General features: G+C 74.0%; 12 protein-coding genes and 1 riboswitch. Of the genes, 8 read left to right on the top strand and 4 right to left on the bottom strand.

Annotation, left to right across the window (positions count from 1 at the left end; all coding sequences use genetic code 11):
* Positions 1-181: 181 nt before the first annotated feature.
* From RF647_RS15465 to RF647_RS15450, 4 genes are all read left to right on the top strand, one after another.
* Positions 182-634 (top strand): Lrp/AsnC family transcriptional regulator, encoded by a 453-nt coding sequence (locus RF647_RS15465; RefSeq protein ID WP_017834841.1) that lies wholly within the window; start codon positions 182-184, stop codon positions 632-634.
* A 112-nt stretch (positions 635-746) separates the two neighbouring features.
* A riboswitch (SAM riboswitch) is annotated at positions 747-868 on the top strand.
* A gap of 37 nt (positions 869-905) precedes the next feature.
* Positions 906-2,234, top strand: coding sequence for an O-acetylhomoserine aminocarboxypropyltransferase/cysteine synthase family protein (locus tag RF647_RS15460; RefSeq protein WP_368812499.1), 1,329 nt, complete (start codon positions 906-908; stop codon positions 2,232-2,234).
* Between the two features lie 8 nt (positions 2,235-2,242).
* A complete protein-coding gene (locus RF647_RS15455; RefSeq protein ID WP_368812498.1) occupies positions 2,243-3,436 on the top strand; it encodes a cystathionine gamma-synthase in 1,194 nt (397 codons plus the stop codon).
* 38 nt (positions 3,437-3,474) lie between these two features.
* On the top strand, positions 3,475-4,398 hold the full coding sequence (locus RF647_RS15450; protein ID WP_368812497.1) for a sulfurtransferase: 924 nt from the start codon (positions 3,475-3,477) through the stop codon (positions 4,396-4,398).
* Here the strand turns inward: RF647_RS15450 and RF647_RS15445 are convergent.
* From RF647_RS15445 to RF647_RS15435, 3 genes are all read right to left on the bottom strand, one after another.
* Positions 4,364-5,926: an SDR family oxidoreductase gene (locus tag RF647_RS15445; protein WP_368812496.1), complete on the bottom strand. Its 1,563-nt coding sequence runs from the start codon at positions 5,924-5,926 to the stop codon at positions 4,364-4,366. The two genes, RF647_RS15450 and RF647_RS15445, sit on opposite strands and share 35 nt — an antisense overlap.
* A 190-nt stretch (positions 5,927-6,116) precedes the next feature.
* On the bottom strand, positions 6,117-7,232 hold the full coding sequence (locus RF647_RS15440; protein WP_368812495.1) for a fatty acid desaturase: 1,116 nt from the start codon (positions 7,230-7,232) through the stop codon (positions 6,117-6,119).
* Positions 7,233-7,285: 53 nt separating this feature from the next.
* The gene (locus RF647_RS15435) at positions 7,286-8,338 is read right to left on the bottom strand and encodes a ferredoxin reductase (protein WP_017834848.1); all 1,053 of its coding nucleotides are present in this window, start codon (positions 8,336-8,338) and stop codon (positions 7,286-7,288) included.
* Between the two features lie 103 nt (positions 8,339-8,441).
* Here RF647_RS15435 and RF647_RS15430 point away from each other — a divergent pair, with 103 nt between their 5' ends.
* Entirely contained in the window at positions 8,442-9,650 is a 1,209-nt protein-coding gene (locus tag RF647_RS15430; protein WP_368812494.1) for a PucR family transcriptional regulator, read from the top strand.
* A gap of 19 nt (positions 9,651-9,669) precedes the next feature.
* Here the strand turns inward: RF647_RS15430 and RF647_RS15425 are convergent, their stop codons facing one another.
* The gene (locus RF647_RS15425) at positions 9,670-10,485 is read right to left on the bottom strand and encodes a lysophospholipid acyltransferase family protein (protein ID WP_368812493.1); all 816 of its coding nucleotides are present in this window, start codon (positions 10,483-10,485) and stop codon (positions 9,670-9,672) included.
* Between the two features lie 248 nt (positions 10,486-10,733).
* Here RF647_RS15425 and RF647_RS15420 point away from each other — a divergent pair, with 248 nt between their 5' ends.
* From RF647_RS15420 to RF647_RS15410, 3 genes are all read left to right on the top strand, one after another.
* On the top strand, positions 10,734-11,132 hold the full coding sequence (locus RF647_RS15420; protein ID WP_017834851.1) for a DUF4870 domain-containing protein: 399 nt from the start codon (positions 10,734-10,736) through the stop codon (positions 11,130-11,132).
* 161 nt (positions 11,133-11,293) lie between these two features.
* Positions 11,294-11,578 (top strand): hypothetical protein, encoded by a 285-nt coding sequence (locus RF647_RS15415; protein WP_368812492.1) that lies wholly within the window; start codon positions 11,294-11,296, stop codon positions 11,576-11,578.
* Between the two features lie 39 nt (positions 11,579-11,617).
* Complete coding sequence (locus tag RF647_RS15410) at positions 11,618-12,190, top strand: hypothetical protein (protein WP_368812491.1); 573 nt, start codon at positions 11,618-11,620, stop codon at positions 12,188-12,190.
* Positions 12,191-12,206 lie beyond the last annotated feature (16 nt).

Below are 12,206 nucleotides of genomic sequence, written 5' to 3'. Positions count from 1 at the left end.
GGCTCTGTCTCCCCAGTATGGGAACCGGGCATGGTTCGTATCCACAGAGCGGGGAAAATGCAGAAGTCTGAGACGGACAGTGCACCGCGCGTGGACGAAATGTTCTAGTGTGGCGTGGAGCACACGCATTCGTCCGACACGTTCCGGGCCCCGCGCCCGACCCGCCCCGAAGGAGCCCGCCGTGCCCTCGACCCCCGTGCCGCTGGACGAGACCGACCGGAAGATCCTCGCGGAGCTGTCCCGGGACGCGAGGCAGTCCGTGACGGCGATCGCCGCGGCCGTGCACGTCTCCCGCGCCCACGCCTACGCCCGGATCAACCGGCTCCGGGACGAGGGGGTGATCCTGCGCTTCAGCACCGTGATCGACCCGGTCCGGGCGGGTCTGCAGGCCTCCGCGTACGTGACGCTCAAGCTCCAGCAGAACACCTGGCGGGAGCTGTGCGCCCAGCTCCAGGCGATCCCCGCCGTGCACCACATCGCCCTGGTGGGCGGGAACTTCGACGTCATGCTCCTCGTGCGGGCCGTGGACACCGTGCACCTGCGGCAGGTGATCTTCGAGCACGTCCAGCAGCTGCCCGGTGTGGTGGACACCCAGACGTTCCTGATCTTCGAGGACATCGACACCCGGGCCTGACGCGAGGGCCCGCGCCGGGCCCGGCGCGCACGGCCGGCGTCACGAACCGTCACGGTCGTCATCTTCCGTCGCGGAGGGACACCCACTACCTCTGCGCATAGTGTTGTTCCAGCTTCACGAGACGTGACCGCCAAGCTCCGACTTGGTCACGCACCAACCCCATGCTCATTGGGTGGTTCGGATGAGGAAGCGGCCTGCATCTTCCGCGACGTGCCCACCGGGCCCGCGCGGATGACCGGTGCGGGTAAGAGCAAGGCACAGGAGCAGCGCCATGTCCATCCCCGTGACCGACCACGACCTCGCGACCCGGCAGATCCACGCCGGCACCCACGACCAGGTCACCCAGCGCACCCTGACGGTGCCGATCTACCAGACCGCGGCCTTCGAGTTCCCGGACTACGAGGCGGCCCGGCAGATGTTCGCCCAGACCCGGGCGGGCTTCACCTACACGCGCACCGGCAACCCCACGGTGGCCGTGCTCGAGCAGCGGATCAGCGACCTCGAGGGCGCCGCGGGCGCCGTGGCGACCGGCTCGGGCCAGTCCGCCGTGGCCGTCGCACTGCTGGCCCTGCTCGGCCAGGGCGCCGGGAAGCACCTCGTGGCATCCGAGAAGCTCTACGGGGGCACGGTGGACCTGCTCACCGACTCCTTCGCTGACTACGGCATCGAGGTCTCCTTCGTGGACCCCACCGCCCCGGGGGCGTGGGCCGCGGCCGTGCGCCCCGACACCCGCGCGTTCCTGCTCGAGTCCATCGGCAACCCGCTGGCCACCCTCCCGGACCTGCCCGGGATCGCCGACGTCGCCCGGGCCGCCGGGGTGCCCGTCGTCGTCGACAACACCCTCGCGTCCCCGGCCCTGTACCGGCCGCTGGAGAAGGGCGCGGACATCGTGGTGCACTCGGCCACCAAGTTCCTGGGCGGGCACGGCAACGCGCTCGCCGGGGCGGTCGTGGACGGCGGGACCTTCGACTGGTCCGCCCGGCCGGACAAGTGGCCGCAGTTCACCCAGGCCCGCGCCCGCTGGGGCGGGCTCAGCCTCGTCGACAAGTGCGCCGCCGCCAGCCCCTACCTGCACCTGGTCCGGGCGAAGTACGTGCACGACCTCGGCACCACGCTCTCCCCGTTCAACGCCAGCCAGATCCTGCAGGGCACCGAGACCCTCGACCTGCGCGTGGCCCGCCACACGGCCTCGGCGCTGGCGGTGGCCGAGTTCCTGGCCGGGCACCCCGCCGTCGCCCGCGTCCACCACCCCGGCGTGCCCGGGGACCCCGGCGCCGGGATCGCGGCCCGGGACTTCCCGCGCGGGACCGGCTCCGTGTTCTCCTTCGACCTCGCCGCCCCGGACGGCGCCGTGGGCCCGTTCATCGACGCACTCCGGCTGTTCAAGCTGGTCGCCAACATCGGGGACACCCGCAGCCTCGTCGCCCACCCGGCGGCCATGACGCACTGCCGCCTGACCCCCGAGCAGCGCCGGGCCGGCGGGATCGCCGAGACCACGATCCGGCTGTCCATCGGCCTCGAGTCCCCCCAGGACCTCGTGGCCGACCTCGGCCAGGCCCTCGACACCGTCGTCACCGCCGTCCAGACCACCCGGAAGTGAGCCCCGCCATGACGTCCCCCACCGAGACCCGCACCCGCCACCGGGGCTTCACGACCACCGCCGTCCACGCCGGCCAGGAGCCCGACCCGCTGACCGGGGCGGTCATCCCGCCGATCTACCAGACCTCCACGTTCGCCCAGGACGGGATCAACGTGCTGCGCGCCGGGCACGAGTACAGCCGCGGCTCCAACCCCACCCGCAGCGGCTTCGAGGAGCAGCTCGCGGCCCTGGAGCGCGGCGAGCGGGGGTTCGCGTTCGCCTCGGGGATCGCCGCCGAGGACGCCCTGCTGCGCGCCGTGCTGCGCCCGGGCGACCACATCGTGCTCGGCGCCGACGGCTACGGCGGCACCAACCGGCTGATCACCCGGGTCCTCGCCCCGTGGGACATCGGGCACACCCCCGTGGAGATCACGGACCTCGACGCCGTCCGGGCGGCCGTGCGCCCCGGCACCACGAAGGTGCTGTGGCTCGAGACGCCGTCCAACCCGCTGCTCGGCATCGCCGACGTAGCGGCGTGGGCGCAGCTGGCCCGGGACGCCGGGGCGCTGCTCGTCGTCGACAACACCTTCGCGTCCCCGTACCTGCAGACCCCCCTCGAGCTCGGCGCGCACGCCGTGGTGCACTCCACCACGAAGTACATCGGGGGGCACTCCGACGTGCTCGGCGGCGCCGTGGTCGTGGGCACGGCCCAGTGGCGCGAGGCCCCGCTCGCCGAGGCGGTCGGCTTCCAGCAGTTCGCCGCCGGCGCCGTGGCGGGCCCCCAGGACAGCTACCTGGCCGCCCGCGGGCTCAAGACCCTCAGCCTGCGGATGGAGCGCCACCAGGACAACGCGCAGCGGATCGCCGAGTGGCTCCTGGAGCGCCCCGAGGTCGAGCAGGTGCTCTACCCCGGGCTGCCCGGACACCCCGGCCACGCGCTCGCCGCCGCGCAGATGCGCGGGTTCGGCGGCATGGTCTCCTTCCGACTGACCGGCGGGGAGGCCGCCGCCCGGGCGGTGGCGGCGGGCACCCGGCTGTACTCGCTGTCGGTGAGCCTGGGCGGGGTGGAGTCCCTGATCTGCTACCCCTCGGAGATGACGCACGCCTCCGTGAAGGGCACCGCGCTGGCCGTGCCCGTGGACCTGGTGCGGCTCTCGGTGGGCATCGAGGACGTCGAGGACCAGCTGGAGGACCTCGAGCGCGCGCTCGCCGGCGCCTCCTGACCCGGCGTCCCGGGGTCCACCGCACTAGCCTGGGGCGCATGAGCACCGGCACCCCGCAGCACAGCACCCCGCACAGCAGCACCCCGCACGACGACGCCCCGCTCGCGCTCCCCGGGCCCGTGGTGAGCACCCACTGGCTGGCCGAGCATCTCCAGGACCCCCGGCTGGTGCTCGTGGACGCGAGCTCCACGCTCAACCGGACCGAGGAGGCCCTCCCCGGGGCGGTGCTCCTGGACCTGGACGGGGCCTTCTCGGACCCGTCCTCGGACCTGCCGCACACGGCGCCCCCGGCGGAGCAGCTGAGCGCGGCGGCCCGGGCGCTCGGCATCTCGCGCACGAGCACGGTCGTGGCCTACGACGCCAAGGGCGTCTTCGCGTCCGCCCGCGTCTGGTGGCTGCTCCGGACCGCGGGCTTCGACCGGGTCGCCGTCCTCGACGGCGGTCTCCCGGCGTGGGCCGCGGAGGGCCGGCCCACGGGGGCGCACGCCGCGCCGCCGGCCGAGCCCGGCGACGTCGAGCTCGCGCCCCGTCCGGGCGGCTTCGTCGGGGCGGAGGACGTCGCCCGCGCCCTGGCCGACCCGGACGCCACCGTCCTGGACGCCCGCTCCACCGGCCGGTTCGCGGGCACCGAGCCCGAGCCGCGGCCGGGCCTGCGTCCCGGGCACATGCCGGGGGCGGTCAACCTGCCCTACACCGACCTGCAGGACGGGCAGGGGCGGCTGCTGCCGCTGCCGCAGCTGCGGGAGCGGATCGCGGCGGCCGCGCCCGAGGGGCGGCGGATCGTCACCAGCTGCGGCTCGGGCCTCACGGCGTGCGTCCTGGCGCTCGGCGCCCACCTCGCCGGCCGCGAGGACGTCGCGGTCTACGACGGCTCCTGGAGCGAGTGGGGCCGCCCCGGTCCCCGGCCCGTGGCGGGCCCCGAGGGGGTCAGCCGCGGGCCGGGGTCTCCCCCGCAGGACTGACCCGCGCCGCGGCCTCGTCGGCCTGGTCCGACTCTCCCGGGGCGCCGGGGGCGGGGTCGTCCAGCGCGGCGGCGGTGGCGAGGATGTTGCGGGCCATGGACGGGAAGATGAAGCCGTGGAAGGGCCACACGCCCCACCAGTAGAGCCGGCCCGGCAGGCCCCGCGGGAAGAAGATGGCCCGCTGCGTGTACCGGCTGCCCTCGCCCTCGGGCTCCACGGACAGCTCGAGCCACGCCCGGCCGGGGGCGCGCATCTCGGCGTGCAGGAGCAGCTTGTGCCCCTCCTCCATGGCCTCGACGCGCCACCAGTCCACGTACTCGCCCACCTGCAGGTCCGTGGCGTCGCGGCGGCCGCGGTTCAGGCCGGCCCCGCCCACGAGCTTGTCCATGACGCCGCGGACCTGCCACGCCAGGGGCAGCGAGTACCAGCCGTTGCGCCCGCCGATGGACTCGACGACCCGCCACACCTGCCCGGGCCGCGCCGGGCCCGTGCGGCTGCGCTCGTCCACGAACACCGTGCGCCCCGCCCAGTCCGGGTCCGAGGGCAGCGGGTCCGCGGCCGCCTCGGAGGAGCTGTAGTGGACGTCCCACGTGGTCTCCACGGAGTTGTCCTCGATCCTCTTCAGCGCGAGCGCCACGGCGCGGCGGTAGCCGGCCAGCCCCTCGGGGGGCGGCGGGATGTGGTCGTCGATGTCGTGCTCGCCCGACACGGCGTCGTGCTGCAGCGACTGCACGAGCGGCACGGCCAGGCCCAGGGGGATCGGGGTGACCATGCCCACCCAGAACCCGGACAGCCGGGGCGCGGGGAGGGGGAAGTGGAAGACCACCCGCCGGCGCAGCCCGGCCACCCGGGCGTAGCGGCGCATGGCGTCCGCGTAGGTCATGACGTCGCGGGAGCCGATGTCGAAGGTGCGGTTGAGGCCCTCCGGCAGGTCCATCGCGTGGATCAGGTAGTACAGCACGTCACGGACGGCGATGGGCTCGATGCTGTTGGTCACCCAGGACGGCGCCGGCATGACCGGGAGGGTGTCGCCGAGGTGGCGGATCATCTCGAAGGACGCCGAGCCGGAGCCGATGACCACGCCGGCCTGGAGGACCACCGCCGGGACGGAGCTCTCGAGCAGGATCTCGCCCACCCGGACCCGGGAGCGCATGTGCTGGGACAGCTCCACGCCCTGGGGGTGCAGCCCCGAGAGGTAGACGATGCGCCGCACCCCGGCCCGCTCCGCGGCCCGGGCCACGGTCCGGGCCATCTCGGCCTCCTCCTCCTCGAACTCCCGGGAGCCGCCCATGGAGTGCACCAGGTAGTAGAGGGTGTGCACGTCCTGGCACGCGGCGGTCATCCCGTCGAGGTCGTTGAGGTCCGTCTCAGCGACCTCCACCCGGTCCCGCCACGGCACGGCGCGCAGCTTGCCGGGGGACCGGACGGCGACGCGCACGGTGTGCCCGGCCTCCAGCATCCTGGGCACCAGGCGCCCGCCGATGTAACCGGTGGCACCGGTGATGAGGACGCGCTGGGGAGAGCTCATGGCCTGCCTTTCGTGCGGGTCCGGCGAGCCTACCAACGCCGCCCGACAGGAGCCCGGCCCGGCCCCGGTCCCGGTCCCGGCCGTGCCGCGGGCTCCGTCCCGGCACGCGCTCCCGCCCGGGTCCCGGCACGCGGAACGGCCGCGTGCCGGAGCATCGCGGCCGTTCCGCGCGTCGTCGTGCGGGGACGGATCAGGGCAGGGCCAGGCGGAACACCTTCGCCCACGCGGAGGCGACCTGCTTCGGCAGCGGGCCGGTGGTGTAAGGCAGCTCGTAGCGGGCGCAGATCTCGCGGACCTTCACGGCGACCTCGGCGTAGCGGTTCGAGGGCAGGTCCGGGAACAGGTGGTGCTCGATCTGGAAGGACAGGTTGCCGGTCATGAGGTGCATCAGCCTCGACCCGGAGATGTTGGCCGAGCCGATCATCTGCCGCACGTACCAGTCGCCGCGGGTCTCGCCCTCGATCTGCTCCTCGGTGAACGTGTCCGCCCCGGCGGGGAAGTGGCCGCAGAAGATCACGGCGTGCGCCCAGACGTTGCGGACGGCGTTGGCGGTCAGGGTCGCGGTCAGGGCCTGCTTCCCGGAGCCGGCCAGGGCCGCGGCGGCGGGGGTGGCCACGTAGTCCTTCGCGGCCTGCTTCAGGAACTTCGCGCCGAGGGCCTTCAGGCTGCGCCGGAGCTCCGACTTCGGCTTGCGGCCCTCGCGGTACTCGTCGAGCTCGAGGTCGTAGATCGCGATCCCCCACTCGAAGACCGGGGCGAGCAGCGCGTTGTACACCGGGTTGCCGAGGTTCCAGGGCTTCCACTCCTGGTCCTCGTCCATGCGCAGGATGGTGTACCCGACGTCCCGGTCCTTGCCGACCACGTTGGTCCAGGTGTGGTGCAGGTCGTTGTGGGTGTGCTGCCACGCCCGGGACGGGGTCACGAAGTCCCACTCCCAGGTGGTGGAGTGGATGTCGGGATCGCGCATCCAGTCCCACTGCCCGTGCAGCACGTTGTGGCCGATCTCCATGTTCTCCAGGATCTTGGCGACGGTCAGCATGCCGGTGCCGGCGAACCAGGCGGGCTTGTGCTTGGCGAACAGCAGCGTGGCGCGCCCGGCCAGCTCGAGGGAGCGCTGCGTGGCGATGACGCGGCGGATGTAGGCCGCGTCCTTCGCCCCGCGGGTGGCGATCACGGACTCCCGGAGGGCGTCGAGCTCGCGGCCCAGCTCCTCGACCTGCTCGTCGGAGAGGTGGGCGGCGGCGGAGGGCTTGGCCGACTCGGTAGGGCGGCCCGAGTCGAGCAGGAAGGGGGTGACGATCGTCATGGTGTCGGTCCTTTCGGAACGGGGTCGGGGAATGAGTGCTGGAGGCTTCGGGGTCAGGCGTCGAGGCTGACGGGACCGGCGGCCGTGGACACGCAGGTCTGGACGAGGTGGCCGGGCTCGCCGTGGACCTCGCCGGTGCGGGTGTCACGGACCTGCCCGGAGAGCAACGGGGTCACGCACGCGTGGCAGATGCCCATGCGGCAGCCGCTGCGCATCATCAGACCGGCGTCCTCGCCGGCGGCCAGGAGCGTCGTGGCGCTGTCGGCCTCGACCTCCTTGTCGGACTTCTCGAAGGTCACGCGCCCGCCCTCCCCGCCGGAGCCGGGGGCGACCACGGCGGCGAAGCGCTCGACCCGCAGCTCGCCCTCCTCCCGCTGCCAGAGCGCCTCGGCGGCGTCGAGGAAGTCGGCGGGGCCGCAGGCGTAGGCGGCGCGGTCGCGCCAGTCGGGGCACGCGGTGTCGAGGTCGGCGGTGGCCGCGAGGTCGAGGCGGCGGCCGCGCTCCCCGGTGAACCACTGGACCAGACGGAAGCCGGGGAACTGGTCGGTGAGCTCCAGCAGCTCCTCGCGGAACAGGGACTCCTCCGGGGAGCGCGAGGAGTGCACGAGCACGAGGTCGGCGTCCGGGCGGCGGGGCACGAGGGTGCGGATCATGGACATGACCGGCGTCAGGCCGCTGCCGGCGGTGAGCATCAGCAGCGGGCGCGGGCTCTCGGGGAGGACGAAGTCGCCCTCGGGCGGGGCGAGGAACAGGACGTCGCCGGGCCGGGTGCCGCGGACGAGGGCGGTGGAGACCTTGCCCATCGCCGTCACCGTGATCGCCGGGTCCTGGCCGGCGCCCGTGCTGAGGGAGTAGGAGCGCCAGTGCCGCACGCCGTCGATCTCCACGCCGATGCGGGCCCACTGGCCGGCCTCGTGCGCGTTCCAGCCGCGGCCGGGGCGGAAGCGGATCGTCACCGAGTCCGCGGTCTCGGGCACCACGGCGGTCACCAGGCCGCGCAGCTGGCGGGCGCTGGCCAGGGGGTCGATGAGCCGCAGGAAGTCCTCGGGGGAGCGGGGCGTGGTGAAGGCCGAGGCCAGGCGGGTGAACAGTCGCAGTTGGGGCACGTAATAACTGTGCCCCAAATCCGACGGCAGTTCTCGTCCCGTCGCGTACTCTTTCAGCAGAGAAATTGTGGTGTCGGAATGAAAGCGGGGGATCGTGGAGCGGGTGGACCACACGACGGAGCACGCGCAGCCGGGGCGGCGGGCGGACCGGGAGCTGCCGTGGACCTCCCTGCCGCCGGCGCTGACCCCCCTCTTGGTCCCGCACCTGCCCGCGGTGACGGAGGAGCTGCTGGACGCCGTGCGGCTCGACGTCCCGGTCTACGCCCGGCCGCTGGAGGGCCTGTTCGGCGACAGCATCCGGCGCGGGGTCGAGGTGGCCCTGACCCGGTTCCTGCAGCTGCCCGGCACCCAGCAGCCGGCGCTGATGGGCGACGACCGGCGGGTCTACGAGGGGCTCGGCCGCGGCGAGGTGCGGGAGGGCCGGCCGATGGACGCCCTCTTCGCGGCCTACCGCTCCGGGGCGCGCACCACGCTGCGCTCGCTCTCCCGCGTGGCCATGGACGCGGGGTTCGAGGCGTCCGTGCTGATCGGCCTCGCGGAGTCGGTCTTCGCCTACATCGAGGAGCTCTCCGCGGCCAGCGCCGAGGGCTATGCCATGGAGCAGTCCGAGCGTGCCGGGGAGCGGGATCGTCTGCTGGACGCGCTCGCGGACATGCTCGTCCGCGGCCACGTGGTGGAGGACGCGGTCCGCACGGCCGCCGCCGCCGCGGGGTGGCCGGTGCCCGACCGGGTGGTCGTGGTGACGCTGGCCGCCGACCGGCGGGTGGGGCTGCGCTCGCGCCTCGGGGAGCGGGCGCTGCTCACGTCCCGCCCCGGCGACGTGGTGGCGGTGGTCCCCGAGCCCTCCTCGCCGACCGGCCGCCGGGAGCTGGAGCGTGCGCTCACCGGGCGGGGTGCGGTGATCGGCCCGGGCCGGCCCTGGTACGCGGCCCCCGAGTCCCTGCGCCTGGCCGTGCTGACCCGGGACCTGCTGCAGCGGGAGGAGCCGGCCGACGCCGGGCCGCTGTGGGTCTCGGAGCACCTCATGGAACTCGTCCTGCACAGCGAGCGAAGCGTGGTCGCGGACCTCGCCGCGCAGTGCCTGGCCCCGCTGGACGAGCTCAAGGCCGGGCAGCGGGAGCGGCTGGCCGCGACCCTGCTGTGCTGGCTCGAGCACCACGGGCAGCGCGCGGCGATGGCCGCCGAGCTGAACATCCACGAGCAGACGGTGGGCTACCGGGTGAACCAGCTCCGGGAGGTCTTCGGGGACCGCCTCAACGACCCCAGGAGCCGGTTCCAGCTCGAGCTGGTGCTGCGCGCCGGCTTCCGGTGAGACGGTGCCCCGGCAGGGCTCAGCCGGTGCGCTTGTAGGCCTCCCGCTCCCGGGCGTCGGCGTCGCTCTGCTCCTGGACCGTGATCGCGCTCCCGCCCCGGTGCGCCGGCATCCACCACGCACCCGGCTCCGGGGTCACGGGGTAGCTGTCGATGCACCGGTCGATGCCCTCCTGCAGCACCGTGCGCAGCCGGGCGCTCGCGGCGCGGACGTCCTCGTCGGGGTCCACGCGCAGCACCGGGCCGACGTGCACGCGCACCGGCGTGCGCCACACGTCGCGCAGCCGGATCCGGCCGCGCCCCCGGGTGAGCATCCGGTGGCCGCCCCACACGGACACCGGGATGACGGGGGCGCCGGTCTCGGCGGCCATGCGCACGGCGCCGGTGCGCAGCGGGCGCACGGTCCAGCTGCGGCTGACCCCGCCCTCCGGGAACACCGCGAGGAACTCACCGCGCGCCAGCTTCGCCACGGCCTCGGCGTAGGCCGGGGCGCCGTCGGCGCGGTCGACGACGACGTGGTCGCACAGCCGGCACACCGCCGTGACGAAGGCGCTGCCGGTGTGCTTGCGGGTGATGAGGAAGCGGGAGTGGGCCCGCAGCCGGCGCCAGACCACCAGCTGCGCGAAGACGAAGTCGAGGTAGCCGAAGTGGGTCACCGCCACGACGGCGCCCCGGCCCGGGCGGACCTCCCGGTGCAGGCCGCGCACCACCTGGTCGGTGGGCAGGTGCTCCTCGCCCGAGGCCAGCAGGGGCACGCGGAAGAGCTTCACCGCGGTGAGGCCGGCGAGCACGATGGCCCGGTAGGCGTACTTGTTGGGGCGCAGCTGCGGAGCCACGGGCCTCCCTCGGGAAGAGGCCCGCGGGGGCGGGCCGGGAACGGTCTGCCGAGAATCGTAGACCAGCGCGCGGCGCGGCGTCGTCGTCGCTGACGTGCGTGACGGCGGGGATCCGCCGCCGTCATGTGCGGTCTTCCCCCATACCGGGCGCGGGCCCGGCCCCGATACGCTGGCTGCACCGCGCCGGTCCGGCGTCCGCGGCACCGGGTGCCGCGACCGGTTCCGCCACTGCCCACCAGGAGAACCCCATGTCCTACCTTCCACCGTCAGCACCCCGTCCGCAGTACCGGGCGCAGGGGGACGACCGCACCATCGCGGTCCTCACCCACCTGTCCGGACTGATCGGCGCGCTGGTCTCCGTCGGGTGGCTCGGCTTCGTGGGTCCCCTCGTCGTCTGGCTCGTCCACCGGGACAAGAACGCGTTCCTGCGCGCCACCTCCGCCGGGTCGTTCAACTTCAACCTGTCCATGTGGCTGCTCAACGTGGTGGCGTGGGTGTGCCTGTTCACCGTGATCCTGATCCCCGTGGCGATCGTGCTGTGGATCCTCGCCGCGGTGCTGCTCGTGGTGTGCCACGTCCTGGCCGTGCTCAAGGCCAACAAGGGCGAGGTGTACCGCTACCCGCTCCAGCTGCCGGTGCTGCAGTGACGTCCTTCCGGACCGGCCGGCGGCATCCTTCGGCCGGTCCGGAACCATTCCTTCGGCCGATGGCCGAGGCCTCCCGGCTCTCGTAGATTCTGAGCCATCACCCGGGGAACCCGCCGGATGATGCACCCCCCACAGAAACCTCGGGAACAGAGGAGCTCTTCATGACCACCCCCCGCACCCCCTCCGTCCGCACGGTCCTGCCCGTCTCGGCCGCCGCCTCCATCGCCGCCCTCGGCCTCGTCCTCGGCGGTGTCGGCATCGCCTGGGTCGCCGGCTCCCTCGGCATCTCCGCCGCGTCCGCGAGCCAGATCGTGGCCGCGGTCGAGGCCGGCGGCTGGGCACTGACCCTCGTGGCCGCGATGTTCGGCTTCGGCATCGGCGGCGCGGTCGTCGGCACCATCCGCTGGTACCTGTCCAAGAAGGCCCGCAACCTGGCCATCGCCTGAGCCGCCGCCCGCTCCGCTGACCCTGCCGGGACCCCCGCCATGAAGACCGTGCCCACGGACCTCCGCACTGCTCCCCGCGACGCCCGCGCCGCGCGCCGCGCCCTCGGGTGGGCGGCGGCGGCCGCCACGGCGCTCTTCGTGGCGGGGTTCCTGGTGGGCTACGAGAGCATCTCCCGCGTCCCCGCGACCCTGCAGGACACGGCCGGCGCCGGTCAGGACCACGACGGGTCCTTCGGCTCCATCGTGGTCCGCAACCTCGGCGCCGCCGCCCTGCTCTACAGCGGCGTGCTCACGGGCGGCCTGCTGACCGGCACGTCCCTGGCGCTGCTGTCGGTCTACGTGGGGGCCACGGCGAAGATCGGCGTGCTCAACGTCGGCGCCGCCGCCCTCGCCGGTGCGGCCGGGTGGTACGCGGGGCTCGAGTTCCTGGGCTGCCTCGTGGCCGCGGCCGCGGGCCTGCTGCCCCTCACCGCCGCCCTCACCGCCCGCCGGAACGGCCTGGTGCGCCCCTACCTCACGGCGCTGCCGGCCTCCCTCGGCGTCCTCGCCCTCGCCGTCGCCCTCCTGCTCGCCGCCGCGGGGATCGAGGCGGCACTCATCGCCCGGCGGTGAGCACCGCCGTTCCCCC

It is taken from the genome of Kocuria sp. CPCC 205263, from assembly GCF_040981075.1.
GTDB lineage: Bacteria > Actinomycetota > Actinomycetes > Actinomycetales > Micrococcaceae > Kocuria > Kocuria rosea.
Note: the sequence above shows the minus strand (reverse complement) of the source record. Positions and strands in the feature narration are given on the sequence as shown.

Coding starts and splice junctions, on each gene's coding strand:
- RF647_RS15460 (WP_368812499.1), top strand. CDS start 906: ATGTCCATCCCCGTGACCGACCACGACCTCGCGACCCGGCAGATCCAC.
- RF647_RS15455 (WP_368812498.1), top strand. CDS start 2,243: ATGACGTCCCCCACCGAGACCCGCACCCGCCACCGGGGCTTCACGACC.
- RF647_RS15450 (WP_368812497.1), top strand. CDS start 3,475: ATGAGCACCGGCACCCCGCAGCACAGCACCCCGCACAGCAGCACCCCG.
- RF647_RS15445 (WP_368812496.1), bottom strand. CDS start 5,926: ATGAGCTCTCCCCAGCGCGTCCTCATCACCGGTGCCACCGGTTACATC.
- RF647_RS15440 (WP_368812495.1), bottom strand. CDS start 7,232: ATGACGATCGTCACCCCCTTCCTGCTCGACTCGGGCCGCCCTACCGAG.
- RF647_RS15420 (WP_017834851.1), top strand. CDS start 10,734: ATGTCCTACCTTCCACCGTCAGCACCCCGTCCGCAGTACCGGGCGCAG.
- RF647_RS15415 (WP_368812492.1), top strand. CDS start 11,294: ATGACCACCCCCCGCACCCCCTCCGTCCGCACGGTCCTGCCCGTCTCG.
- RF647_RS15410 (WP_368812491.1), top strand. CDS start 11,618: ATGAAGACCGTGCCCACGGACCTCCGCACTGCTCCCCGCGACGCCCGC.